Origin of the sequence: Streptomyces sp. NPDC087300 (genome assembly GCF_044744425.1) — a bacterium.
In the GTDB taxonomy this organism is placed as follows: Bacteria; Actinomycetota; Actinomycetes; order Streptomycetales; family Streptomycetaceae; genus Streptomyces.
The window spans coordinates 151,001-175,997 of record NZ_JBIUYI010000011.1; the positions used below are offsets into that span (position 1 = coordinate 151,001).

General features: G+C 71.0%; 23 protein-coding genes and 2 tRNA genes. 11 read left to right on the forward strand and 14 right to left on the reverse strand.

Annotated features, from left to right (window positions below):
• Positions 1 to 99 precede the first annotated feature (99 nt).
• Positions 100 to 648: a hypothetical protein gene (locus ACIO9J_RS36615; protein WP_402009162.1), complete on the forward strand. Its 549-nt coding sequence runs from the start codon at positions 100 to 102 to the stop codon at positions 646 to 648.
• Between the two features lie 16 nt (positions 649 to 664).
• Positions 665 to 1,333: a class F sortase gene (locus ACIO9J_RS36620; RefSeq protein ID WP_402009165.1), complete on the forward strand. Its 669-nt coding sequence runs from the start codon at positions 665 to 667 to the stop codon at positions 1,331 to 1,333.
• Positions 1,334 to 1,715: 382 nt separating this feature from the next.
• Here ACIO9J_RS36620 and ACIO9J_RS36625 read toward each other — a convergent pair whose 3' ends face one another.
• Entirely contained in the window at positions 1,716 to 2,474 is a 759-nt protein-coding gene (locus ACIO9J_RS36625; protein WP_402009168.1) for a GAF and ANTAR domain-containing protein, read from the reverse strand.
• Between the two features lie 157 nt (positions 2,475 to 2,631).
• Here ACIO9J_RS36625 and ACIO9J_RS36630 point away from each other — a divergent pair, with 157 nt between their 5' ends.
• A complete protein-coding gene (locus ACIO9J_RS36630; RefSeq protein ID WP_402009171.1) occupies positions 2,632 to 3,663 on the forward strand; it encodes a glycoside hydrolase family 6 protein in 1,032 nt (343 codons plus the stop codon).
• Between the two features lie 167 nt (positions 3,664 to 3,830).
• On the opposite strand, the gene ACIO9J_RS36635 is transcribed toward ACIO9J_RS36630, so the two are convergent.
• From ACIO9J_RS36635 to ACIO9J_RS36650, 4 genes are all read right to left on the reverse strand, one after another.
• A complete protein-coding gene (locus tag ACIO9J_RS36635) occupies positions 3,831 to 5,768 on the reverse strand; it encodes a galactose oxidase-like domain-containing protein (protein ID WP_402009174.1) in 1,938 nt (645 codons plus the stop codon).
• Positions 5,765 to 7,768 (reverse strand): glycosyltransferase family 2 protein, encoded by a 2,004-nt coding sequence (locus ACIO9J_RS36640; RefSeq protein WP_402009175.1) that lies wholly within the window; start codon positions 7,766 to 7,768, stop codon positions 5,765 to 5,767. The genes ACIO9J_RS36635 and ACIO9J_RS36640 overlap by 4 nt, the downstream gene beginning before the upstream one ends.
• Before the next feature lie 300 nt (positions 7,769 to 8,068).
• Positions 8,069 to 8,782, reverse strand: coding sequence for a FadR/GntR family transcriptional regulator (locus ACIO9J_RS36645; protein ID WP_402009177.1), 714 nt, complete (start codon positions 8,780 to 8,782; stop codon positions 8,069 to 8,071).
• 82 nt (positions 8,783 to 8,864) lie between these two features.
• A tRNA-Lys gene (locus ACIO9J_RS36650) sits at positions 8,865 to 8,938 on the reverse strand.
• Positions 8,939 to 9,138: 200 nt separating this feature from the next.
• On the opposite strand from ACIO9J_RS36650, the gene ACIO9J_RS36655 reads away from it, so the two are divergent.
• The 8 genes from ACIO9J_RS36655 to ACIO9J_RS36690 all read left to right on the forward strand — a co-directional run bounded on the left by ACIO9J_RS36655 (position 9,139) and on the right by ACIO9J_RS36690 (position 17,750).
• Positions 9,139 to 10,488: a peptidoglycan-binding protein gene (locus tag ACIO9J_RS36655; protein WP_402009178.1), complete on the forward strand. Its 1,350-nt coding sequence runs from the start codon at positions 9,139 to 9,141 to the stop codon at positions 10,486 to 10,488.
• Positions 10,489 to 10,579: 91 nt separating this feature from the next.
• Positions 10,580 to 11,755, forward strand: coding sequence for an SPFH domain-containing protein (locus ACIO9J_RS36660; RefSeq protein ID WP_402009180.1), 1,176 nt, complete (start codon positions 10,580 to 10,582; stop codon positions 11,753 to 11,755).
• Positions 11,739 to 12,398 (forward strand): nucleoside/nucleotide kinase family protein, encoded by a 660-nt coding sequence (locus ACIO9J_RS36665; RefSeq protein WP_402009182.1) that lies wholly within the window; start codon positions 11,739 to 11,741, stop codon positions 12,396 to 12,398. The genes ACIO9J_RS36660 and ACIO9J_RS36665 overlap by 17 nt, the downstream gene beginning before the upstream one ends.
• Before the next feature lie 78 nt (positions 12,399 to 12,476).
• Positions 12,477 to 13,079 (forward strand): lytic polysaccharide monooxygenase, encoded by a 603-nt coding sequence (locus ACIO9J_RS36670; protein WP_402009184.1) that lies wholly within the window; start codon positions 12,477 to 12,479, stop codon positions 13,077 to 13,079.
• Positions 13,080 to 13,235: 156 nt separating this feature from the next.
• The gene (locus tag ACIO9J_RS36675) at positions 13,236 to 14,909 is read left to right on the forward strand and encodes an AMP-binding protein (protein ID WP_402009186.1); all 1,674 of its coding nucleotides are present in this window, start codon (positions 13,236 to 13,238) and stop codon (positions 14,907 to 14,909) included.
• A gap of 447 nt (positions 14,910 to 15,356) precedes the next feature.
• Complete coding sequence (locus ACIO9J_RS36680) at positions 15,357 to 16,676, forward strand: sensor domain-containing protein (protein WP_402009188.1); 1,320 nt, start codon at positions 15,357 to 15,359, stop codon at positions 16,674 to 16,676.
• On the forward strand, positions 16,655 to 17,314 hold the full coding sequence (locus ACIO9J_RS36685) for a response regulator (RefSeq protein WP_402009190.1): 660 nt from the start codon (positions 16,655 to 16,657) through the stop codon (positions 17,312 to 17,314). The genes ACIO9J_RS36680 and ACIO9J_RS36685 overlap by 22 nt, the downstream gene beginning before the upstream one ends.
• Before the next feature lie 61 nt (positions 17,315 to 17,375).
• On the forward strand, positions 17,376 to 17,750 hold the full coding sequence (locus ACIO9J_RS36690; RefSeq protein WP_402009192.1) for a hypothetical protein: 375 nt from the start codon (positions 17,376 to 17,378) through the stop codon (positions 17,748 to 17,750).
• Between the two features lie 158 nt (positions 17,751 to 17,908).
• Here ACIO9J_RS36690 and ACIO9J_RS36695 read toward each other — a convergent pair whose 3' ends face one another.
• The 9 genes from ACIO9J_RS36695 to ehuB all read right to left on the reverse strand — a co-directional run bounded on the left by ACIO9J_RS36695 (position 17,909) and on the right by ehuB (position 24,905).
• On the reverse strand, positions 17,909 to 18,553 hold the full coding sequence (locus ACIO9J_RS36695) for a response regulator (RefSeq protein ID WP_402009194.1): 645 nt from the start codon (positions 18,551 to 18,553) through the stop codon (positions 17,909 to 17,911).
• A complete protein-coding gene (locus tag ACIO9J_RS36700) occupies positions 18,544 to 19,701 on the reverse strand; it encodes a sensor histidine kinase (protein ID WP_402009196.1) in 1,158 nt (385 codons plus the stop codon). Before ACIO9J_RS36700 ends, ACIO9J_RS36695 begins: the two co-directional genes overlap by 10 nt.
• Positions 19,702 to 19,873: 172 nt before the next feature.
• Positions 19,874 to 20,560 carry a DedA family protein gene (locus ACIO9J_RS36705; protein ID WP_402009198.1) on the reverse strand — a complete coding sequence of 229 codons (687 nt, stop codon included), beginning with the start codon at positions 20,558 to 20,560 and terminating at the stop codon, positions 19,874 to 19,876.
• A gap of 143 nt (positions 20,561 to 20,703) precedes the next feature.
• A tRNA-Lys gene (locus tag ACIO9J_RS36710) sits at positions 20,704 to 20,777 on the reverse strand.
• A 97-nt stretch (positions 20,778 to 20,874) separates the two neighbouring features.
• Positions 20,875 to 21,642: an IclR family transcriptional regulator gene (locus tag ACIO9J_RS36715; protein ID WP_402009200.1), complete on the reverse strand. Its 768-nt coding sequence runs from the start codon at positions 21,640 to 21,642 to the stop codon at positions 20,875 to 20,877.
• Positions 21,643 to 21,789: 147 nt separating this feature from the next.
• Positions 21,790 to 22,605 (reverse strand): ectoine/hydroxyectoine ABC transporter ATP-binding protein EhuA, encoded by an 816-nt coding sequence (ehuA, locus tag ACIO9J_RS36720; protein WP_402009201.1) that lies wholly within the window; start codon positions 22,603 to 22,605, stop codon positions 21,790 to 21,792.
• Positions 22,595 to 23,242: an ectoine/hydroxyectoine ABC transporter permease subunit EhuD gene (gene ehuD / locus ACIO9J_RS36725; protein WP_402009203.1), complete on the reverse strand. Its 648-nt coding sequence runs from the start codon at positions 23,240 to 23,242 to the stop codon at positions 22,595 to 22,597. Before ehuD ends, ehuA begins: the two co-directional genes overlap by 11 nt.
• Positions 23,239 to 23,976: an ectoine/hydroxyectoine ABC transporter permease subunit EhuC gene (ehuC, locus tag ACIO9J_RS36730; RefSeq protein WP_402009205.1), complete on the reverse strand. Its 738-nt coding sequence runs from the start codon at positions 23,974 to 23,976 to the stop codon at positions 23,239 to 23,241. Before ehuC ends, ehuD begins: the two co-directional genes overlap by 4 nt.
• Positions 23,973 to 24,905 (reverse strand): ectoine/hydroxyectoine ABC transporter substrate-binding protein EhuB, encoded by a 933-nt coding sequence (gene ehuB, locus ACIO9J_RS36735; protein ID WP_402009207.1) that lies wholly within the window; start codon positions 24,903 to 24,905, stop codon positions 23,973 to 23,975. Before ehuB ends, ehuC begins: the two co-directional genes overlap by 4 nt.
• Positions 24,906 to 24,997 lie beyond the last annotated feature (92 nt).

Here is a 24,997-nt window from a genome sequence, read left to right on the forward strand (position 1 = left end):
GCGCCGACCCGCCGATGTAGGGGCCCTCGTCTCCATACGGGTGCCTCAGGGATGCGGGCGGCGTCACCGCGCGTGAATCTCGGTAGCAGGAGGTTCACGATGCGTATATGTCCCCTTGTCCTGCGTGGTGCCGTGGCGGCCGTCGCCCTGACGGCCGCCCTGCCCCTCGGCGTGGCCCAGGCCCACGACCACGACTCCGTACGGGCGACCGTCACCCCGTCCAGTGCCGCGCCCGGCGCCACCGTAGAGGTGAGCGTCTCGGGCTGTGACGGCACCACCGGGTCCGCCTCGTCCGGCGCCTTCGACGGCGAGGTCAGGCTCACCGGGCGCGACGGCGACAAGTACTCGCTCAACGGCAGCGCCCGCATCAAGCACGGTGTGGCGGGCAGCTACGACGTCACCGTCAACTGCGACGGCCACCCCCACCAGGGCGCGGGCACCGTCCACGTCATCCAGCACAACCCGGCGCCGGTCTCCCCGGTGCGCGCCGGTGGCGGCGGCACCGCCGAGCTGGCCGCGACCGCCTCGACGCAGGGCGCGGAGGAAGCGGGCCCCGGCACCCGGCACGCGGTGATCGGCCTGGTCCTCGCGGGGGTCGCGGCGGTCGCCGTGGCGTTCCGCAGCGTCCGCCGACGCCGCTCCGAGTGACGGGCGGGACGCACCCGTGTCCGGCGGCGAGCGCACGTCCGGGACAAGCCGGCTGCTGACCGGCGTGGCCTGGGCGGTCCTCCTGGTCGGCCTGTGGCTGTGGGGCAGCGACATGGCGGACCTGCGCGGCGGGATGTCCGCGCCCGCGACCGGCGACGTGGCCGCGGTGGGGCGCCCGCTCGGCGTCGAACTGCCGCCCGCGCACGAGCCGTTGGCGCCCGCGCGCCCGCAGCGCGTCGACGTGCCCGCCCTGGAGGTGCGCGCCCCCGTGGCGGCCCGCGGCCTGGACGCCGAAGGGGCCATCGACCCGCCGCCCTTCGAGCAGCCGGGCACGGTCGGCTGGTACGGCGGCGGCACCCGCCCCGGGTCTCCCGGCGCGGCCCTGCTCGTCGGGCACGTCGACACCGAGACCAGGCCCGCCGTCTTCTACGACCTGAGCGCGCTGCGCCCCGGCGAACGGGTCGGGGTGACCCGCGAGGACGGCACGGTCGCGGAGTTCACGGTGGAGGACGTGCAGGTCCTCACCAGGGACCGGTTCGACGCGAAGAAGGCGTACGGCCCGCGCGAGGCGGGCCGGGCGGAGCTGCGCCTGATCACCTGCGGCGGCACGTTCGACAGGGCGACCCGTACGTACACGGCGAACGTGGTCGTCTCGGCGTATCTGACGGGGGTCCGCGGCCACTAGGGCCCTGGTGGGCCGGGACGTGGGCGCCGGTGCCGTTCGCGAGACGGGGCCACCGGCCGAGGTGACCCCGTCCCCCCGCAGCCCTGTGGCCCGGGTGGCGCAGGGGCCCGGAAACCGGTGCCACCTGGCCCGATCGGCGGCCCGCTCCCCCCGGAGCCGCCGACCGGGCTGGTCCTCGACCGCGCGCGCACGAGCTGCGGGAGAAACCCGGCGTCGGCGCGGGAGGTTCGGGGGCCATTCCGCTCGCGCGGAACGGTCGACAAGGCCGGGGGCTTGGGCCTGGAACAGACTTTAGAACGAATGACCGCGTGAGCCTAGAGGTGGAATGACGCCAAGTCGTGCAGCGCTTTCCCTCTGTGATCATCCCAGGTGGGGCCCGATCTCAGGAAGGTTCGGAGCTGTCCTGCGCGAAGGCCCCGCTGTTGATCTCGCCCTTGATCACTTGTGTCGCGACCGCGTCGATGACCAGGCGTTCTCTGCGTGCGAAGCGGCGCAGCACGTCAAATGCCTCGTCCATGCCGGTGCCCCACCGTTCGGCGAGTATGCCCTTGGCCTGTTCGATGCGGACGCGGCTGTCCAGCGCGGTCTGGAGCTGATCGGAGAGCGTTCGGCACTCCGCGTGAGTGCGGTGGTTGCGCAGGCCGACCGCCGCCGCCCGCGCGAGGGTCTGCGCGACCCGCAACTCGTGCCGGGAGCCGTCCACCCGGGGCGCGTGCGGCACGAAGACGTTGAGCACACCGAGCGTCGGTCCCCCGCTGCGCAACGGCACGGCGTACGTCCCCGCGATGCCGTGCAGATCGGCCCGTTCGGCGAACGCGGGCCAACGGGCGCCCGCGCCCCGCGCGTCGATCGGTACGGGCGGCACGGGCTCGCCGGTGCCGAGGCTCTCCAGGCACGGGCCGCCGAGCCGCTGCACGGCCAACAGGTCGTGCACCACGTGCTGTTCGCGGGTGCCGGGGATCAGCTGGACCGCCTCGCCCTCGCCCGTGTACATCACGCCCGCGCCCTGGGCGCCGAGCAGTTCCACGCAGCGGTCGGCGAGCCACCTCAGATAAGCCTCGGGGTCGAAGCCGTCGGTCAGCGTGTCGGCACTCTCCACCAGGACGTCGGCGAGCCGCAGTTCACTCTCCCCGTCTCGCATGACCCTCCTCCCACCGCTCCCCGCGCACTGCGCCTACCCGCGCGTGGCGTGCTGTAACAGCTCTCCTACAGGTCTTCACGCCGGGCGGCCGGACCTCGTGGGCAGGGAGTACGTGTGCCAGGATTGAGTGACGGACAGTGCACCCAAGGGGGAGTGGATGTACCGCAAAAGCACCGGTCGCGGGCACGGTTTCGCGGCCAGGGGCGTGAGGACGGGAGTGGCGCTCGCGGGGGCCGCGCTGCTGCTCTCCGCGTGCTCCTCCAGCGGTGACTCGGACGGCGACACGTCGAGTCCGCCGGTGAAGCAGCAGCCCAAGGGCAAGGACCCGTACTGGGTCAACCCGGACGGGAACGCGGCCAAGCAGGTCGCCGCGTACGACAAGGACGGCAAGAAGGACGAAGCCGGGCTGATCCGGAAGATCGCCGAGCAGCCCGTCGCCGAATGGATCGTCCCGGAGAACGCGGAGGACCAGGCGCGCGGCTTCACGGAGGCCGCGGAGAAGGCCGACCGGGACGCGCTCCTGGTCGTCTACAACATCCCGCACCGCGACTGCGGCCAGTACTCGGGCGGCGGCGCGGCCGACGGCAACGCCTACCGCGCCTTCATCGACCAGCTCGCCAAGGGCATCGAGGACCGCCACGCCACGGTGATCCTGGAGCCGGACGCGGTGCTCCACATGGTCGACAACTGCACGCCGGAGCAGTTCCACGAGGAGCGCTACGACCTCCTCAAGGGCGCCATCGGCAAGCTCAAGTCCCTGAAGAACACGAAGGTGTACCTGGACGCGGGCAACGCGGGCTGGAAGAACCCCGACTCGCTCTGGGAGCCCCTGAAGTGGTCGGGTGTGGAGCAGGCCGACGGTTTCTCGGTCAACGTCTCCAACTTCCAGACCACGCGGGCGAGTACGGACTTCGGCAAGAAGCTGTCGGCGAAGATCGGCAACAAGCCGTTCGTCATCGACACGGCGCGCAACGGAAACGGCCCGTACACCAAGGGCAAGGACCCCTGGTGCAACCCGCCGGGCCGCGCGCTCGGCGAGGCGCCGACGACCAAGACCGACGACCCGCTGGTCGACGCGTATCTGTGGGTCAAGCGGCCCGGCGAGTCGGACGGGACGTGCCGGGGCGGTCCCAAGGCGGGCGACTGGTGGCCGGAGTACGCATTGGACCTCGCGAAGGCGACCGGGTAGGGGCGGCCCCGTAAGGGGCGCGGGGAACTGCGCGAGCAACCACAGAAAAGCCGCGGTCGCATCTGCCAGGTAACTCGGCAGACGCGACCGCGGCTTTTCACGCGCTGAGCGGGCCCACGCGGCGGAGCCGCGAAGGTCACAGCCCCGCGCCCCTGACGGGGCGTTCCTTACGGCACCCGGACCCAGCGGGCCTTGCTGGGCGTGCCCTGGTCGTCCGTGACGAAGAGCATGTACCAGCCCGACTCCACCAGGGACCGGTTCTTCGGCAGCGTCACGGTGACCGCGCCCTTCGACTTCTTCAGGTCGAGCGCGATCGACGTCTGGTCGATGTCCGTGACGTGCGTCGAGGCACTCGGCTTGATGAGGCGGGCCGTCTTGATGGACGACGAGTGCTCCGTCGGGAACGTGCCGGACCCGCCCCGTGCGATGGTCTTCGGCCCGGCGCCCAGCTCCGGCTGCGAGCCGTGGTAGAGGTACGGCGGCGTGTAGATCTCGATGCGCTGCTCGAAGACGCCCGGCTTGGTGTTGGCCTTGTCGGCGTAGAGCGAGTCGGAGCCGAAGAACATCACGCGACCGTCGGGCAGCAGGATCGAGCCCGAGTGGTAGTTGCGGCCCACCTCCGGGTCGGCGACGCGCCTCATCTCACCGGTCTTCGCGTCGTAGATGCGGGCCTGGTGGATGTTGGAGTCGCCGCGGCCGCGGTAGTCCTCCGAGCCGCCGGAGATCAGCACCGTGTCGTCGGGCAGCGTGGAGATCTGCGGGTAGCGCGTGCCCTTCTCCAGCTCGGGGCCGTTCGCGAACATCGGCTTCTCGGCGAGGAGGTCGACGATGCGCGTCTTGTTGCTGGAGTCCTCGGACTCGCCGACGCCACCGCCGCCGACCACCATGTACTTCTGGTCCTGGGCGGGCGGCAGTTCGACCGTGCCCGAGGTCTCCAGGAGCTTGGGGTCGCCGAGGCCGGGGATGCCCTGCCACTTGTTGGTCTTCAGGTCCCAGATGCCGGGCTTGCGGCCGACGTCGTCGGGGCCGTAGCCGGCGTTCGAACCGGAGTAGAAGAGCTTGCCGTTGGCCATCTGGAAGATCGCCGGGTAGGTCGGGAACTGGCGGATCCCCTTGGTGTACGTCCACTTCTTGGTCTTCGGGTCGTACACCTCGTTCTTGCCGGGGACGAGCTGGCCGATCTCGTCGAGGCCCGAGGTGGAGAGGATCTTGCCGTCGGTGAGCGTGGTCAGCGTGGGGTACCAGCGCGCCTCGTTCATCGGGTCGACCTTGATGTACCGCTCGGCGACCGGGTCGAACTCGAAGCTGTCCTTGATCCCCTGGAAGTCCTTCTTGTCCAGGGCGAGCTTCTGCGCCATGCCGTAGACGTTGCGGGTGTCGGCGCCCTTCAGGCCCTGGATGCGGTAGTTGTCCTGGGTGCCCGTCTCGTACTTGGTGCCGCTGCGCTGCGCCTCCACGTAGACGCGGCCGAGTCCCGGCTCGGTGCGCACGAATGCGCCGGTCTGCGGGTCGAAGACCTTCTTGGCCTTCTCGACGAGGATGTTGTCCTTGGAGACGAAGGTCTTGCCGTTCTTCTTGCCGGTGAACTTCGTGCCCGCGGGGATCGTCTTCGGCTCGTCCGGGTCCTCGTTGTGGACGATCATCAGGCCGCCGGCCTTGGTGATGTCGCCCTTCAGCTTCTCGTAGCGCTGGGTGCCGCCCGCGATCAGCAGATTGCCGTTGCCCAACTGCGTGTGGCCGGTGCAGAACAGGTCGACGGGCGTCGGGATCTTCTTGATCGTGTTCTTGACCGGGTCCCACAGGCGCGTGTCGAACTGCTTCTTGTCGAAGTTCTTCTGGTTGTTGCCGGAACCGGCGACGAGGAGGACCTTGCCGGTGTGCAGGAGGGCCGCGTGGATGGTGTTCTGGCGGTACTCCTCGGGGAAGTTGAGGACCTCCCAGTGGCCGTTGTCGGCCTTGTACTCCGGCTTGTTGATCTTGTAGTCGTGGTACTTCTCGGAGCCGACGCGCCAGAGCCACGGGCCGTTCATCCCGGCCAGCGCTATGACCACCGCCGCGCCTATCGCGATGCGGCGGGCGCGGCGGCGGCTGGAACGGTCTTTCATTTCTTACGTCCCCCAAGGGAAATCTGCATGGTTTGGTCGGGCGCCGCCCAGCTGGGCTTCTGCTGCGGCGCGTGCGGGGCGGCGGGCGTCCCGTGCGGTGGCGGCGGTCCCTGCTGGACCTGGGGCAGCGGCGCCGTGACGTCGCGCTGCTGCGGGACCACCGCGTCCGCCCCCTGAGACGGCCCCGAAGCCCCCGGCGTGCCACCGGACTTGGACTTCTTCTTGTCCTGCCGCATGCCCCAGCGCCAGGCGAAGATCGGCGCGGCCGTGATCAGCAGGGCGAAGGTGGCCCAGGTGATCATCGCGGGGTGGGAGTGCCCGTACACGAAGGAGGCGGCCATCGAACCGCCGAAGACCAGGATGAAGAACAGGTGGATCCGGAAGGTCCCGAACAGCGTGTCGGGACTCGCCGAGTCGCCCTTGGGGGTCACCACGAACTTGCTCTTGCGGCGCAGGGCGGCGTCCAGGAGCGAGCGGGCGTAGATCGGCGCGGAGAGCGCCGACATCACCATGCCCGCCACACCGCCGGAGCCCTCGGGCTCGTGCGGCGAGACGTTGTGCCTGCGGTTCCAGATGTAGAGGCCGATCTGGAGCGCCGACGCGTTGCCGTACAGCATCAGCCAGATGGTCGGGTCGATGTTCACGCCGGACGCGCCGAGGCCCAGGAACAGGGCGCAACTGAGCGCGGCCAGGATCCAGTTCATGGCGGACATCGGGTAGAAGATGACCATCATCGTGTAGTTGAAGAGACGGCCCGGGGGCAGCGAGAAGGGTGCCTTCCAGAACTGCTTGAGGATCGTCTCGTACGTACCCCGCGACCAGCGCAGCTGCTGGGTGAAGAAGTCCGTCCAGGCGTTCGGGCCCTCGCCGACCGCGAGCACGTCGGGCGTGTAGACCGACTTCCACTTCTTGCCGGTCACCGGGTTGGTGGCGCGGTGGATCTCGAAGCCCGTCGCCATGTCCTCGGTGATCGAGTCGTACAGGCCACCGATCTGCTTCAGGGCCCTGATGCGCACCGCGTTGGACGTGCCGACGAACATCGGGGCGCCGTACGCGTTGCCCGCGCGCTGGATCAGCGCGTGGAAGAGGAACTGCTGGGACTCGGCGGCCTTGGTGACGAAGTTGTCGTAGTTGCCGTAGACCTGCGGGCCGATGACGAAGCCCACGTTCTCGTCGCGGAAGAAGCCGAGCATCCGCTCCAGGTAGTTCGGCATCGGGACGTGGTCGGTGTCGACGGACGCGAAGTAGTCGTAGTCGTCGCCGTGCGCGTCGAGCCAGGCGTTGTAGTTGCCGTGCTTGGTCTTGGCGCGGTGCGGGCCCTTGGTCATGTTCCACTTCGCCACGCCCTTGCGGGAGAAGTGGTGCACGCCGAGCCGCCGGCAGACCTCCTTGACCTCAGGGTCGTCACCCTCGTCGAGGAGCCAGACGTGCATCAGACCGCGGTGACGGATCTTGACCGCGGCCTCCAGCGTCTTCGTCACCATCTCGATCGGCTCCTTGCCGGGCACGAACGAGGTGAGGAAGGCGACTCTGGTCCCGGTCTCCGGCACCACCGGGATCGGGTCGCGGGCCACCAGGGTGGCGTGCGCGTTGGAGAGCACGTTCATGCAGCGGAAGAACTCGATCAGGCCGATCGAGACGAGCATGACGATGTCGAGCACCGGCAGCCAGTCGTTGGCCACGTAGTCGCGCTCGGTCCAGTGCTCGGGCTGGAGCAGCCAGCCGAGCAGGACCAGGGAGAGCAGCGGGGCCGCGCCCAGCATCAGCGCGGCCCGTACCTTGTGCGGCTCCTGCGAGAGGAGCGAGCGGTACTTGACCTTGTACGGCTTGCTCGGGTCGGGCTGTGTCAGCGGCCCGGCGAGCCGGCTGTAGTGCTCGTAGTCGTAGCGCGGCAGGGTCTTCTTGATTCTGCGGAATCCGCCCGTCCTGTGCGACGGCACCCGTAGTTGGGTCGTCTCTGACGGGTCGTTCTGTCGGGCGCCCGTCGGCGTCGACGTCATGAGTCATCCCCCCGCACGCGGGTCCCCCGCGTGTTCGTTGGTCCTTCCGTCCGGTCGGGTCCCCCTAGACCTTCACGGACGCATCAGTGTCAGGCCGTCGTCTCCTTAGACATGGAACGACTACCTTCCGGTTGCATGATGCCCCCCTCGGCATCGCTTCATGAACGGGGCCCCCGTCCCTGCCCCGCCGCGGTCGTCTCGGGCCCCCAACTGCCCCGTATCGTCCGCCTCATGAGAGCCAATGGCTCCATGACAGGGTTCTACGCCCCTAGCCATGATCGCAAGGGCGAAACAAGGGGTTTACCGGTCATACGAGCGATTTGAGGCGTCTGTTGGGGCGGGTGAGCTCAGGCGGGCGCGGATGTTCCCGAAGTGCTCACGTATGGCCTGCTCAGCGCGGAGGGCGTCGCCCGAGCGCACTGCCTCCAGGATCTCGCGGTGCTGACGGCAGGTGATCTTGGGATCCTGCGGTACGGCCACGAGATCTGTGCGGACCTTGTGAAAGGCGTCCCAGAACGCCTCCAGGACCTCGCCGAGCAGCACGTTCCCCAGGCCGCGGTAGAGCGTGGCGTGAAACGCGCGGTCGGTCTCGGCCCGCACGGCGCCTTCCGGAGAGGCGGCCTCCGCGTCCATCCGGTCCACCAAGCCGTCCAGTTCGGCCAGATCGGCGTCCGGGATGCGGCCCGCGAGGCGCGCGATCAGGCCGGTCTCGACGGCCTCGCGCAGCTCCAGGAGCTGGAGCAGGCTGTCCTCGCCCCGGTAGTGCCCCGCGACCGTACGGAAGGTGAGTCCCTCGATCATCGGTGCCACCGACATCGGGCCGACATAGGTGCCGAAACCGTGCCGTATCTCCACGATCCCCATCGCCTGGAGCGCCTTGAGGGCCTCCCGCACGGAGTTCCGGCTGACGCCGAGGCGCGCCATCAGCTCGGGCTCGGTGGGCAGCGAGGCCCCGGAGGGCAGCCGCTGGTCGATGATCAGCTTCTTGATCCGCTCCTGGATGTCCCGCGCCATGGCGCAACGGTAGCGGCACGTCATCCGGCGCACGAGGGAACGACGAAGGCCCCCCGCGTGAACGGAGGGCCTTCGCTGTCTGTGCGCCGCCAGGGACTCGAACCCCGGACCCGCTGATTAAGAGTCAGCTGCTCTAACCAACTGAGCTAGCGGCGCCTGCTGACCTGGAGAACTCTACCGGATGTGCGGGGGTGCTCCCGACCACCCCCCGACCGGCCCCCGGGGCCCGGCCCGTGCCCCCTGGCGTGGGCGAATGCATCATTCGGACCGTCAACATGCGGTATCCCGGGACAGTTGAGAAACTGACGGACGTGCAGATGCGCGGACATTCTTTTCTGGGGTGTGAGGGGAATCGCATGGAGGACGCTCCGGTATTCGAGGAATTCGACCCCGAGAGCGACTGCGACTGTCCCGGTTGTATTCACTGGCGACGTACGACGGCGCATGCTCTTCCGGTACGGTTCGGCGGCCATCCGGCGGCGCACGGCGCCCGCAGGGCCCTGGTGCTCGCGGCCGCGTCCTGCACCGTGCTCGGCGGCGGCCAGAGCCTGCCGGCCGTGGCGTCCACCGAGGTGGGGGGCCTGGCGGCGGCTCCCGGCGCGGTCCCCGCCGACGACGGCCCCGGCATGCCGCAGGGCACCGCGAGCCCGCTGCACGGCAGGCCGGGCGCCTCGGCGACACCGGTGTCCGCGGGCACGGTCCCGAAGAGCGCCTACCGGTCCACGACCCGCTCCGCGATCATCGACAGGGCCAAGAAGTGGGTCGCCGCGCAGGTGCCGTACAGCATGGAGAAGTACTGGTCCGACGGCTACCGGCAGGACTGCTCGGGCTTTGTCTCCATGGCGTGGAACCTGAGCGGGAACGAATGGACGGGCAGTCTCGCAAGCTACGGGACCCGCATTTCGAAGAACCAGCTCCAGTCCGGCGACATTCTGCTCTTCCACAATCCGGCGAACCCCACGGAGGGTTCGCACGTGACGATTTTCGGCGGCTGGACGGATTACACGCACACGCATTACATCGCCTACGAACAGGCCCGCCCGCACGCCCGCAGACAGGCCACTCCGTACGGCTACTGGTCGAACGGGGACCGCTATGTGGCCTACCGCTACAAAGGGGTGAAGGGCGGCGCACCGGGCGGCTCGGGCGCCTCGGCGAAGCGCTACCCGGGCGCGGGCTCGTTCGGCCCCGGCGCGAACAACAAGTACGTCACCCAGCTCGGCAAGGCCCTGGTCGCCCGGGGCGGCAAGCGCTACTACCGCTCGGGACCCGGGCCGCGCTGGAGCGACGCGGACCGCAGGGCGACGCGGGCCTTCCAGCTGGCCCAGGGCTGGCGCGGCAAGGAGGCGGACGGCCTGCCGGGGCCCACCACCTGGTCGTACCTGATGTCGGGGAAGGGCAAGAACATCGGCGCGGGCACGGCGGGGCCCGTCGGCGGAGGCGGCAAGAGCACCGGGGCGAAGGGCGCCCCCGCCTACCCGGGCACGGGGGTCTTCCGCCCGGGACGCACCGACCCGGCGATCGAGCGGCTCGGCAGGCAGCTGGTGAAGAAGGGCTTCGGCAAGTACTACGCGCGCGGCCCCGGGCCGAGCTGGAGCGAGAGCGACCGGCGCAACGTGGAGGCGTTCCAGCGGGCCCAGGGCTGGCGGGGGGCCGCGGCCGACGGTTTCCCCGGGCCCGAGACGTGGCGGCGGCTGTTCCGGTGAGCGGCACGGTGAACGGCAGGGGGAGCGGACCCGGGCAGGGACGTGGCTCCGGCAGCAATGAGATCCAGGCACGAACGAGTCGGAGGCACGGATGAGTGCGACGGCAGCTTCCCAGCCGCAGTCCCCGGGACCCGCGGGGGCGCCCGAGCCGGGCACGGCCCGGCCGCCACGGGTGATCCAGAGCGAGGCCACCACCGAGATCCCGGTCCACCTCCTCTTCCGCGACGAGCCCGACGACACCGGCGGAGCGACGGCGGTGCCGCTGTCGCCCGCCGTGGTGCGGCGCAGGCAGGGGACGGGGGAGCAGCCGCGGGCCGCCGCCCGCCGGCCGGTCGTCGCCGAGCCGCCGAGGCGCGCCGTGCCGGACGTCGACCCGGCCCTGGCGGAGCGGCGCGCGCGGGTCCTGCCGGGCATCGCGGGGGTGCTCGGCGGCTGCGCGGGCGCCGCCGGGTGCGTGCTCTCGCTGTGGTGGGCGGGCGCGCTGCCCGCCCCCGCGGTCCAGGTGACGGGGCTGCCCGGGTACGCGGGCGCCGGGCTCGGCGCCGAACAGTGGGCCTCGCTCGCCGGATCGGGGACGCTCGCCCTGTTCGGCTTCGGCGGTCTGGCCAGGGGCCGGGTCGGCAGGGCCTGGGTGCTCAGCCTCTTCGGCCGCTACCGGGGGACCGTCCGGCGCACCGGACTTCTGTGGGTGAACCCGCTGCTGCTGCGGCGCCGCGTGGACGTACGGCTGCGGCACTGGCGCAGCGAGCCGATGCCGGCCGTGGACCGCTCGGGGGTGGCGCTGCGCGTCGTCGTGCTCGTCGTGTGGCGGGTCAAGGACACCGCGCGGGCGACGCTCGCGGTCGCCGACCACCAGGAGTATCTGCGCGAGTGCGTGGAGGCGACCACCGCACGGGTGCTCTCGCGGCTGCCCGCCGACGCCTTCCACGACGACGCGCCCACCCTGCGCGACGCGGAGGCGGTCGGCGAGGCGCTGACGAAGGCGCTGGCCGTGGACGCGGAGGCGGTCGGCGTGGAGGTCTTCTCGGCGCAGCCGACCCGTATCGAGTACGCCCCCGAGGTGGCCGCCGCGATGCAGCGCCGCAGGGTCGCCGCACTCGACGCACGGCACCGCGACACCGTGCTGACCTCGGTGGTCGACTCGGTCGAGGACACGGTGACGCGGCTGACCACCCGGGGCCTGGTCGAGCTGGACGACTACGAGCGCAAGGCCTTGGTGAAGGACCTGACGGTGGCGTTCTATACGGGCCATGGAGAACACCGATGACCATGAACGGGAGTCCCTCGCCCGGCTGGCCGACGACGCCTGGCGGCTGACGGCCCGCGCCCCGCGGGCCGTCCTCGGCATCGCCGGGCCGCCGGGCACCGGCAAGTCGACGCTCGCGCGGGCGCTCGTGGCGCGCATCGGGGCCGGCGCCGCCTATCTGCCGCTGGACGGATTCCATCTGTCCAACGCGCAGTTGGCCCGCCTCGGCCTCACCGACCGCAAGGGCTCGGAGCCGAGCTTCGACGTGGCCGGGTATGTCGCGCTGCTGCGCCGCGTCCTGGACGATCCGGCCGGGGACATCTACGTACCCGATTACGACCGCACGTTGCACGAGCCCGTCGCGGCCCGGCATCTGGTCGCTCCGGAGGCCCGTCTGGTGGTCACGGAGGGGAACTATCTCGCCTGCGATCTGCCGGGCTGGCGGGCCGCGCACGCGCTGATGGCGGCGTGCTGGTATCTGGACTCACCTGGAGAGGTACGTCAACAGCGGCTGATCGAGCGGCAGTTGGCGGGCGGCAGATCGGCCGACGAGGCCGCGGCCTGGGTCGCGGGGAACGACCGGCCCAACGGTGAACTCGTCGCGACGTCGCGCGGGCGATGCGGACGGATCCTCTCCAGGATTGGTATGGACATGTTCAACTAACGGCAATAATCTGAGCTTGGTCTAGACCGCAGTGCGCGCACGTCCCACGGAACTCCCCACGTTCGGCAGGAGCGGCACATGCGTAACAAGAAGATGTACGCGGCCCTGGTCGGCCTCGGTACGGTCGGCGCCTTCGCGCTGTCCACCAGCGGCGCCAGCAGCCACGGGTACACCGATCTGCCGGCCAGCCGGCAGATCAACTGCGCCAAGGGCGTGGTGAGCAACTGCGGTTCCATCCAGTACGAACCGCAGAGCGTCGAGGGGCTCAAGGGCTTCCCCGCGGCGGGTCCGGCCGACGGCAAGATCTGTTCGGCGGGCATCGCGGGCTTCGACCAGCTCAACTCGCCCAAGACCCCGGGCGGCGGGGCCTGGCCGACGACCAAGGTGAGCGGCGGTCAGAACTACACGTTCCGCTGGCAGTTCACCGCGCGGCACCGCACGACCGACTTCAAGTACTTCATCACCAAGCAGGGCTGGGACGACAGCAAGGCCGTGACCAGGGCCGCCCTGGACACCACGCCGTTCCTCACCGTCCCCTACAACAGCCAGCAGCCGCCCGCCACGCTCTCGCACAGCGGCGCCATCCCCGGCGGCCGCAGCGGACACCACGTGATCGTCGCCGTCTGGACGGTCGCGGACACGACGAACGCGTTCTACGCCTGCTCGGACGTCCAGTTCTGAACCGCCCCCGCGGCTCCGGACCTCGCTCGCGCCCCGTCCCCACACCCCACGGGTAGGTTCCGCGCACGCCGTGCCGACCACACGGCGTGCGCGGGGCCGCGCGGGTGTCGCGGGCCCCCTGCCAATGTGACGGCCCGTCAATTATGGTGCGCGGCCATGGAGAGCACCGGGAGCACGGCCGCGGCCACGGTCGCGGAACTCGTACTGGCACGCTGGGGCGACCACCGCACCGGCCTGCGCTTCGCCGAGGGGCGGCTCAGTCACCACGAGGTGACGGCGGGGGCGGCGGCGAGAGCCGCGCTGCTCGCCGACCTGCTGCCGCGCGGCGGCGAACCCCACATCGGCGTACTGCTCGACAACACCCCCGAATTCCCGCTCTGGCTGAGCGCGGCAGCACTCGCGGGAGCCGCCGTCGCGGGCATCAACCCCACCCGGCGCGGCGCCGAACTCGCCCGCGACATCCTGCACACCGACTGCGCGGTCCTGGTGACCGAACGGGCCCACCTCCCGCTCCTCGACGGACTCCCCCTCCCCTCCGTACGCATCCTGGTGACCGACACGGACGCCTACGCGGAGCTGCTCGCGCCCTACGCGGGCGCGAAGCCGGAGATGGCGCGAACGGTCACGCCCAAGAGCCGCATGCTGCTCTACTTCACCTCCGGCTCCACCGGCGCGCCCAAGGCGGCGATCTGCAGCCAGGGCCGGCTCGCGGCGGCGGGTGCCTCCCTGGTGCGGCACTTCGGGGTCCGCCCTACGGACACCCACTACGTCTGCATGCCCATGTTCCACGGGAACGCGGTCATCGCCGACTGGGCGCCCGCGCTGGCGGCCGGGGCCGGGGTGGCGCTGCGCCGCCGCTTCTCCGCGTCCCACTTCCTGTCCGACGTACGGGAGTTCAGGGCGACGTACTTCACCTACGTGGGCCGGGCGGTCCAGTACGTCCTGGCCACCCCGGCCCGCCCCGACGACCGCGAGAACCCGCTGCGGACCGGGTTCGGGACCGAGGCGGGGGCGGTGGACGCGGCGCGCTTCGAGGAACGGTTCGGCGTACGGCTCGTCGAGGGCTACGGCTCGTCCGAGGGCGGCGCGGCGATCCAGCGCGCCCCCGACACGCCGCCGGCCGCGATCGGCAGGGCGGCGCCGGGGGACGACCTGGCGGTGGTGGACCCCGGGACGCGCGAGGAGTGCGAACCGGCGGTCTTCGCCGCGGACGGCAGGCTGCTCAACGGCGCTGCGGCGATAGGGGAGTTGGTCAACCGGGGCAGGAACCCCTTCGAGGGCTACTGGCGCAACGAGGAGGCGGAGGCGGAGCGGCTGCGGGACGGCTGGTACTGGACCGGTGACCTCTTCTACCGGGACGCCGACGGCCACCTCTACTTCGCCGGACGCACCGACGACCGGCTGCGGGTCGACAGCGAGAACCTCGCGGCGGCGGTGATCGAGAACATTCTCGCGCGGTACGAGGGGGCGGCTGCGGTGGCGGTGTACGCGGTGCCGGATCCGGTGGCGGGCGACCAGGTGATGGCCGCGCTCGCGCCGCCGTCGGGTGCGGCCTTCGACCCGCTCGCCTTCACGGAATTCCTGCTCTCCCAGCCGGACCTGGGGACGAAGATGACGCCCAGCTTCGTCCGGGTGGTGGAACGGATGCCGGTGACGGCGACGAACAAGGTGGCGCGGGGGGTGTTGCGCGGGGAGGGGTTCCGCTGCGGGGATCCCGTCTGGTGGCGTCGCCCGGGGCGGGCGTCGTACGAGCGGCTGACGCGGCCTGACTTGGCGTCTCTCCTGCTCCAGTACGAATCCCAGAACCGGACGGCTCTGCTCTCGCCGTGATGGGGTCGTGCGCCTCGGGTGCGGTTGTGGGGCGGGGCCGCGGCGGTATGTCCGTCCTCGCTATCCCGGTGAGCCGCCACCGTCATGCACCTCGGTACGCCGCCACTTGTGCTCCGGGCAGACATACCGCCACGTCCCCTCAGGAACGCTCGCGGCTGCGGGCCGGTGGGGCAGCGGCACGGTCCGGGGTGTATGTGGGGCCACCCCCGCCGGGGCGCGGTCGCGGGACCGTCCTGAGGGGACGTGGGGGTATGTGCGCACGGAGCACAAGTGGCCACCGAGGCAAGGAAGCAAGCCCGACCAAGTTCAGCCCCGGGATAGCGAGTACGTACATACCCCCACGGCCCCGCCCCACAGACGAACCCCGCGCACCAGCCCACCCGGACCCGCAGACGAACCCGCCCCGGCCCGCGCCCAGCCCCCGCGACCCCCTCTAACGTGACCCCCATGGCCAGCAGCACAAGCGCATGGAGTGAGTTGTGGACGCGGCGGTATCTCCGGGGGAGTGCCCCGTGGCGTAGCGCGGGGTATCTCGGGACCGGGGTGCTCCTCGGCGTCGTCGTTCTTCTGCTCGGCGCCGTCCTCACCGCCCTCGCCGGCCTCCTCGTCCTCGTTCTCGTCGGGCTCCCCCTCCTCGCCGCCCTCACCCTCTCCGGCCTCCCCCTCGCCGCCCTCGAACGCCGCCGCCTCCGCCTCCTCCACCCGCACGCACCTCCCGCCCCCACCCCCCACCGCACCCCGGACACCCCGGGCATCCCCGCCTGGTTCCAGCTGCGTCTGCGCGAGCAGGCCACCTGGCGCGAGCTCGCCTACACCGTGCTGCTCGCGCTCGTCCTGTGGCCGCTCGACCTCCTCGTCGTGGCCTGCGCCGTCGCGCTGCCCGTGCTGCTCGTCGTCGCCCCGGCCCATCTCGCCCTCGCGGGCGGCGCCACCGGCGGCGGGATCCGTCCGGCCAAGCTGTGGCTGGTCGACGGCTACCCGGAGGCCACGGCGACCGCGCTGCTCGGCCTGGTGCTCCTCCTCGTGCTGCTCCACCCACTCGGCGCGTACGCCACCGCCCGTGCCGCCTTCACCCGCTTCCTGCTCGCCCCGCGCGAGTCCGAACTGGCCGCGAGCCTCGCCGAGGTGACCCGGTCAAGGGCCCGCCTCGTGGACGCCTTCGAGGCCGAACGGCGGCGCATCGAGCGGGACTTGCACGACGGGGCCCAGCAGCGCCTCGTCGCCCTGACGATGTCGCTCGGCCTGGCCAGGCTGGACGTCGCGGCGGTTGCTGAGGGGCCAGGGGCGGACCGGCTGGCCGCCGCGCTGGCCACGGCGCACGCCGAGGCGGACGGCGTGCTCACCGAGCTGCGCGAGCTGATCCGCGGCATCCACCCCCAGGTGCTCGCCGACTACGGCCTCACCGCCGCGATCGAGGACGCGGCGGACCGCTCGGCCGTCCCGGTGGACACGGCGGACGTCGAACTGCCCCGGCTGCCCGAACCCGTGGAGTCCGCGGGCTACTTCGCCGTCCGCGAGGCCCTCACGAACATCGGCAGGCACAGCGGCGCGACGAAGGCCAGGATCACGGCGGCCCACACCGGAGGCATGCTCCGCGTCGACGTGCACGACGACGGCCGCGGCGGCGCCGACCCGGCGTGCGGGACGGGCCTCACGGGACTCGCCGACCGGCTCGCGGTGCTCGATGGCAGACTGACGGTCACCAGCCCGCCCGGCGGCCCGACCGTCCTCTCCGTGGAGATCCCTTGCCCCGCACGAGTCCACTGAGAGTCGTCCTCGCCGAGGACAGCGTGCTGCTGCGCGAGGGACTCGTCGGCCTGCTGACCCGCTTCGGCCACGAGACGGTCGCCGCGGTCGGCGACGCGGACGCGCTGCGGGACGCGGTGTCGGCGTACGAGCCGGACATCGTGGTCACCGACGTGCGGATGCCGCCGGGGTTCCAGGACGAGGGGCTGCGCGCGGCCGTGGAGCTCAGGGCGGCGCGGCCCGCGCTGCCGGTCCTCGTGCTCAGCCAGTACGTCCAACGGTCCTACGCCGCCGAGCTCCTGGACACCGGCGACGGCACCGGCGTCGGCTATCTCCTCAAGGACCGCGTCGGCCAGGTCGAGCAGTTCGTGGAGGCGCTGACCCGGGTCGCGCGGGGCGGCACGGTCGTCGACCCGGAGGTCGTACGGCAGTTGCTGCGCCGCCGCAGGGACCCCCTCGCCGCGCTGACGCCGCGCGAGCGCGAGGTGCTAGGGCTCGTCGCCGAGGGCAGGTCGAACGCGGCGATCGCCCAGGAACTCGTGGTCAGCGAGGCGGCGGTGGGCAAGCACATCGGCAACATCCTCGGAAAGCTCGACCTGCCCCCGGCGGACGGCACGCACCGCAGGGTGCTCGCGGTCCTCACATATCTGCGGGCATGAGGCGTGAGGGATCCGTGGTGACGGAACGTACGAACACTCCGACGGGATTACGATCCACGACATGAGCACGCCAGACCAGGCAGAACCCGCACCGCACAGCCCCCCGGAAGCAGAGCCCCAGCCGCAGGAGGACGCGGCCGAGGACGCCCATGAGGGCACGAACGACGCCACGCACGAAGGCCCGACCCCCGCCGCCCGCGCCCGCAGAGCCCGCGTCGTCGCGGCCTCCGTGCTGATGGCCGCCGCGGCGGTCGTCCTCGCGCTGCGTCTGGCGAGCAGATCCTCCGTGCTGGTCGTCGGGGTCTACGGTCTGCTGCTCATCCTCTGCGGCCTGGTGATCGAGCTGAGCCGCCGCGGCCGCACCAGGCTCGGCACCTGGCTGCTCGCCGCGGGGCTCGTGGCGGCGCTGCTCATGGACGGGGTCGTCCTGTCGTAGGCACGGCGGCACCGACGGGCCCCGACTCCCGTACGCCGAACGGCCGGTGGAGCCGGCGCAGCGGCCGGTGGGAGACGGCCGGCCAGCAGCGGCCGCGCCGCCGTCCTCACCGGTGCGGGGGATCTGCGAGGGAGACCCGCGCCGGGCCGCGGACGTCCTCAGGACTCCAGGTAGCGCAGCACCGCGAGCACCCGGCGGCTGTAGCCGGTCGTCCGGTGCAGGCCCAGCTTGTCGAAGATCGCGTTGAGGTTCTTCTCGACCGCGCTCAGCGAGATGTGCAGCTTCTCCCCGATGGCCGCGTTGGTGTGGCCCTCGGCGAGCGCCTCCAGGACGGTGCGCTCGCGCGGCGTGAGCCGGGTCAGGGGATCGCTGTGCGTGGTGCGGATGAGCAACTGCCGTACGACTTCGGGGTCGATGGCCGCGCCGCCCGCGTGCACCCGCTCCAGCGCGTCCAGGAACTCCTCGACCTGCGCGACCCGGTCCTTGAGCAGATAGCCGACGCGTTCGGCGCTCGACGTGAGCAGCTGCGCCGCGTAGTTGCGCTCCACGTACTGGGACAGGACGACCACGCCGATCTCGGGGCGCAGCTCCCTGATCCGCACGGCGGCGCGCAGCCCCTCGTCGGTGTGGTCGGGCGGCATGCGGATGTCGGTGACCACGACGTCCGGGGTGTGCGCCTCGACCTCCCTGAGCAGCGCGTCGGCGTCGCCCACGGCGGCGAGGACCTCGTGGCCCTCCTCGGCGAGCAGCCGGACCAGGCCCTCTCGCAGCAGGGTCGAGTCCTCGGCCAGGATTACGCGCACGGCAGCTCCGCGGTGATGGTGGTGGGTCCCCCGAGGGGGCTGTCGACCCGCAGTGTCCCGTCCAGCGCGGCGACCCGGCTGTGCAGCCCGGTCAGACCGCTGCCCGCGGGGTCGGCGCCGCCGGCCCCGGTGTCCCTGACGACGACGGTGAGCGCGGTCCCGCTGCCGTGCACCCGCACGTGGACCTCGTCGGCAGAGGAGTGCTTGGCGGCGTTGGTGACGGCCTCCGAGACGACGAAGTAGGCGGCCGTCTCGACGGCGGCGGGCAGCGGCTCGGGCACGTCGTACTCCATGCGTACGGGTATCGCGCTGCGCTCAGAGACCCCGCCGAGGGCCTCGCGCAGCCCCAGGCTGTCCAGCGCGGTGGGGTAGACCCGCCAGGCCACCTCGCGCAGTTCGGTGAGGACCTCCTGGGCCTCCTTGTGGGCCTGCTCCAGGAGCGCGTCGGCCCGCTCGGGGGTGCGGCCGCGGCGGGCCCTGCCGAGCAGCATGGCGAGCGCGACGAGCCGCTGCTGGACGCCGTCGTGCAGGTCGCGCTCGACGCGTCGGCGCTCCACGTCGACGGCCTGGACCACCGCGGCCCTGCTGGTGGCGAGCTCGTCGATGCGCCGGCGCAGCAGCTCACGCTCGGAGGGGCCGAAGCACTCGCGGGCGAGCCTGGCGTCCTGGTCGGTCAGCGCGCGCAGTCCCTGCACGGCGAGGAAGAGCAGGGTGCCGCCGAGTACGACCTGGCTGAGCACGTCGACCCAGGCCATCGAGGGGGACCGGGTGAGCGAGACCGCGAAGATCCCGGCGAGCACCGCGCCGAAGTCGACCAGGCCGACCACCACGGCACACAGCAGTCCCGAGTACGTACGGGCCGCGAGGTAGCGCAGGATCTGCTGGTCGGAGGCGCGGTGCTCGGGAAAGGCGTCGTGGAAGAAGACGGACCTGCGCCACCGCTCGACGCCGGTCAGCCTGCGCGCGCCCGAGGCGAGCAGCGCGTGGGCGCGGCGGCGGGTGCGCGGCCAGAGCAGGAAGGCGCCGAGCGCCGCACCGGCGAGCACGAAGTAGCCGAGCCCGAGCAGGGCGGTGAGACAGCCGATCAGCACGCCGGCGACTCTGAGCAGGAACGGGGCGGCCACGGGCTCCTTCACGCCGTCCGACATTAGCCGACCACTAGGGTCTTTCGTTTGGATCAGGCCGGGCTCGCGGGGTCTGGCACGCCCGCTCGCGGCGTTGTCGTCGGTTGCCAACGCTCCGCGTTGCCGCCCTCCTCCGCCTTGCGATCGCACGCACCAGACCCCGCTCCCTGATCCGGCCTGATCCAAACGAAAGACCCTAGCCGACGCGACGGTGCCGGGGCGCGGAGGCGGTAGCGGTGCCGGTCCGCTTCCTGGACCGTACGCGCACCGCCACATAGGCCGCGACGGCCACGACGGCCAGGGCGAGGACCGCCTTGGAGAGCAGTCCGACGTAGGTCTCGACCGCGTCCCACTGGTCGCCGAGCCAGTATCCGGCCATGACCAGGACGGAGTTCCAGACCAGGCTGCCCAGCGTGGTGAGGGCGAGGAAGACCGGCAGGCGCATGCGTTCCACCCCGGCGGGGACGGAGATCAGGCTGCGGAAGATCGGCACCATCCGGCCGAGCAGCACGGCCTTGGTGCCGTGCTTGGCGAACCACGCCTCGGTGCGCTCCAGGTCGGAGGTCTTCACGAGCGGCAGCTTCGCCCAGAGGGCGTGCATGCGCTCGCGGCCGAAGAGCACGCCGATCCAGTAGAGGGCGGCGGCGCCGACGACCGAGCCGAGCGTGGTCCAGAACAGCGCGGAGCCGAGGCTGATCACGCCCTGCCCGGCGGCGAAGCCGGTCAGCGGCAGGATCACCTCGCTGGGCAGCGGCGGGAAGAGGTTCTCCAGGGCGATGGCGAGACCGGCGCCAGGACCGCCCAGTGTGTCCACGAGGTCGGCGGCCCAGCCCGCGATGCCGCCCGCGGGCTCCTGGGGGAGGGCGAGAGTCATGAGGTCCATAGGAGTAACGCTAGAAAGTGCAGGTCAGCGACGGTATGAGGGTTGCCGTCGACTCGGGGTGCGGTTTTCCGCACCCCCGGTGAACGTGCCGTACGCGAAAGGGCGTCCCCGGAGACCGGGAACGCCCTTTCGGCATTCGCAAGTGCGCCGCCAGGGACTCGAACCCCGGACCCGCTGATTAAGAGTCAGCTGCTCTAACCAACTGAGCTAGCGGCGCCTGCTGACAAGAAAATACTACCTGGTCCGAGAGGGTGCCTCCGACCACGTGCCCGACCAGGTGCCCGACCACCTGCCGGCCGCGGGTGCGGGACGCCCTAGATGGCCAGCGAGAGCAGCACCGGCGCCGCCCCGCGATTGAGCGTGTCCGCGGCCTCCCGCAGCCGATGCGCGTGCTCGACCGGCAGCGAAAGGGCGAGGCACCCCACCGCGGCCCCGGCGGTGATCGGCACGGCCGCGCACACCGTGCCCACCGCGTACTCCTGGAGGTCGAGGACCGGGACCGTCGCGGGCTGGGCGGCGAGGCGGTTCAGGAGGACCCGCTCGTTCGTGATCGTCCGGGAGGTGAGGCGGGCCATCTTGTGCCGGGAGAGGTGGTCCCTGCGCCCGTTCACGTCGAGCTGGGTCAGGAGGCTCTTGCCGACCGCGCTGGCGTGCGCCGAGGAGCGGAAGTCCACCCACTCGTTGACGGCCGGGGTGCACGGGCCCGCGGCGAAGTCGGTGACCTTGACCTCGCCGTCCACGTAACGGCTGATGTAGACGGCCGCGCCGATCGAGTCGCGCAGCCCGTCCAGGGTGCGCTGGAGCTTCTCGCGCAGCGCCTGGTCGTGCTGGTGGGCGGAGCCGAGGCGGGCGAACGATTCACCGGTCACGTACGCCCCGGTGGCGCTGTCGGTGAGCTGCTCGACGTACCCCTCGCGGCGCAGCATGCGCAGCAGGGGCGCGAGCTGGGTGGCGGGCAGCCGGGTCTCGCGGGCGATTTCGGCCGTGGTCACTCCGGTGTTGTGCCGGGCGACGACCTCGAGCACCCGCAGAGCGCTCTGGACGGAGTGGTGCGGCGTGGTCGCCTCGTGCTGCAACGCCACGGCTTCCCCCTGCGTGGAACGGTTCCGGACAGCTGGGCTCCGTCCCACGATAGCTGCCAAGTGGCGCATTCGGAGCGTCTGTTGGGGAGATTGGTGACGCGCTCCCGCCCCGTCAGCAGGAACGCGCCACCCTGGCATATGCCTAGGTCACAGGACCGCGCTGAGGAACTCGCGGGTCCTGTCGTGCTCCGGGTCGGTGAAGATCTTCTCCGGCGAACCGGACTCGATGACCCGGCCCGAGTCGAACATCAGCACCTGGTCCGAGATGTCCCTGGCGAAGCTCATCTCGTGGGTCACGCACAGCATCGTGATGTCCGTGGTGTGCGCGATGTCGCGCAGCACGTCCAGGACGCCCGCCACCAGCTCGGGGTCGAGCGCGGACGTCACCTCGTCGAGCAGCAGGACCTGCGGCCGCATCGCCAGGGCGCGGGCGATCGCGACGCGCTGCTGCTGGCCGCCGGAGAGCTGCGTCGGATACGCGTCGCAGCGGTCGCCGAGACCGACCAGGTCGAGCAGCTCGCGGGCGCGCTGCTCGGCCTCGTCCTTGGAGAGGCCGAGGACGGTGACCGGCGCCTCCATGACGTTGCGCAGGACCTTCATGTTCGGGAAGAGGTTGAACTGCTGGAAGACCATCCCGATGTTCTTGCGGACCTCGCGCACGTGCTTCTCGCCGGCCGGCACGAGCTTGCCGTTCTTCTCCTCGTGGGTGAGGTAGGTGCCGCCCACCTTGATCGTGCCCTGCTCCGGCTTCACCAGCGTCATGAGCAGGCGCAGGATCGTGGTCTTGCCGGAGCCGGAGGGCCCGATCAGCGTCACGTGCTTGCCGGAGGCGACCGAGAAGTCCAGCTCGTCCAGGACGACGTTCGAGCCGTAGCGCTTGACGACCTTGTCGAAGCGGATCAGCTCGCTGCCATCGACGGCCGGGTTGGGGATTTCCTGGGAAGTACTGCTGTCAGCGGACAAGGCGACGCTCCAAAACTCGCAGAAGAAGAGAGGCCGGGTAGGCGATGACGATGAAGGCGACACCGACCACACTGATCGCCTCGTAGGTGAAGGTCGCCTGGCTGTACCCCTGGGCCTGGCCCAGCATGTCGAGCGCGCCGATGGCGGCCATCTGCGGCGACTCCTTGAGCATGACGATCACGTAGTTGCCGAGGGCGGGGATCACCCTGCGCACGGCCTGCGGCAGGATCACGGCCGTCCAGGTGCGGCGCTTGGAGAGGCTGAGCGCGGTCGCCGCCTCCCACTGGCCCGCGGGCACGCCCTCGATGCCGGCCCGGTAGACCTCCGAGGTGTACGTCGAGTAGTGCAGTCCGAGGCCGACGATGCCCGTGGTGAGGGGGGACATCGAGGGGCCCCACTCGGGCACCACGTAGAAGAGGAAGAACAGCTGCACCAGGAGCGGGGTGTTGCGGATGAACTCGGTGACCACCGTGACGGGCCAGCGGATCCACTTCTTCTCCGAGCGCTGGGCGACCGCCCAGACCAGGCCCAGCGAGAAGGCGATCAGGGTGCCGAAGAGCAGCGCCTTGAGGGTGAGCTCCACGCCGTCCCAGAAGAGCGGCATGAAGTCGTCGACGTTCGACCAGTTCCAGTTCACTTGGCACCCCCCGTGCCGGTGACGGCATCGATCGACGACGACGAGCGCATCCCGCCGAACAGGCCGGACTTCGCGGGCGGCGCCTGCCCGACCCGCTTCTTGGCGTGCCGCTCCAGGAGCCGCATGCCGCGGGTGAGGAGGAAGGCCAGGACGAAGTACAGGGCGAGCAGCAGGGTGTAGATCGGCGCGCTGTCGTTCTTGACGAGGCGCAGCAGGTCACCGGCGAAGGTCATGTCGGCCACCGCGATGAGCGAGACCAGCGAGGTGCCCTTGAGCAGCTCGATCAGCAGGTTGTTGAACGGCGGGATCATCTCCGGCCAGGCCTGCGGCAGTTCGATGCGGCGCAGCCGCTGCAAGGGGGTGAAGTTCAGGGCGATGCCCGCCTCGCGCTGCGCGGGCGGCACCGCGGCGAGCGCGCCGCGCACGATCTCGGAGGCGTACGCCCCGTAGGTGATGCCGAGCGCGATGATGCCCGCGGCCATCGGCTGGAAGCTGATGTGGAAGACCGGCGGCACGGTGAACGCGATCCAGAACATGAAGACCAGCGACGACGTGCTGCGGAAGATCTCGAAGTAGGCCCCGGCCAGGAAGCGCACGATCCACAGCCGGGAGGTGCGCAGCACGCCGATCGGGAAGGCGATCACGAAGGCGAGGGCCGCGCTGAGCAGGGTGACCTGGACGGTGATCCAGACCCCGGGCAGGAACCAGTTCGAGAAGAACTCGGACGACATCATGACGAGGCGCCCTTCGCCGGGGGACACAGCTTCTCGACGGTCAGATCCGTCATCTCGGCCGCGGTGAAGCCGAACGGCTTCACGATCCGCAGCAGCTCGCCGCTCTCCTTGAGCTTGTGCAGCTCCTTGTTGAAGGCGTCCCGCAGGTTCTTCTCACCGGTGCGGAAGGCGAAGCCGCCCGCGCCGTAGGCGGGCTTGCCATCGACCTCGGGCTGGAAGGGCTTCGTGGCCTCGACGCGCGGATTGCCCTTGATCACCGTGCGTACGGTGACGTTGGTGCCGGCGAAGGCGTCCACCCGGCCCTGGGCCACGGCGTCCATGCCCGCCACCTGGTCGGGCAGCACGAGGACGGACTTCACGCCCGCGGCCTTGGCGTAGTCGATCTCCGCGTAGGCGGTGCCGCTCGCCAGTTTCAGGCCCTTCTTGGCGATGTCCTCGTAGGACTTGATGCCGTGCGGGTTCCCCTTCTTCACGATGAAGGAGTCGAGCATCAGATAGTCGGGGTCGGAGAAGAGCACCTGGGCGCAGCGCACCGGGGTGATGTACATGCCCGCCGACACCACGTCGAACTGCCGGGCCTGGGTCAGGCCGGGGATCAGCGCGCCGAACTTGGTGGGCACCGCCTTGACCTTGGGTATCCCGAGGCGCGGGAAGATGACCTTGGCGATCGCCGGAGCCTCTCCGGTGACCTCGCCGTTCTCGTCGATGTAGCCGAACGGGACCTCGCCCGCGACACCGATCCTGACCGTGCCGCTGTCGCGCAGCCGGTCCAGCAGATCGCCCCCCTCGACCTTCCCTTCCTCGGGCACCCGGCTGCATGCCGAGAGCCCGAACGCGGCCACGGCCGCCCCGCCCGCTCCGTAGAGCAGGGCGCGGCGGCGTACCGCTCTGCCTGTGAATCCCTCGTCGTTCCCAAGTGGTGGAGCCATGGGCGCGCGGCTACCCGACTCGACACGAGATATGCCGGTGAATTCAGGCCCCTGATGCAATCGTTGTGGTCTTGACCCAGGGAGGAGCATGG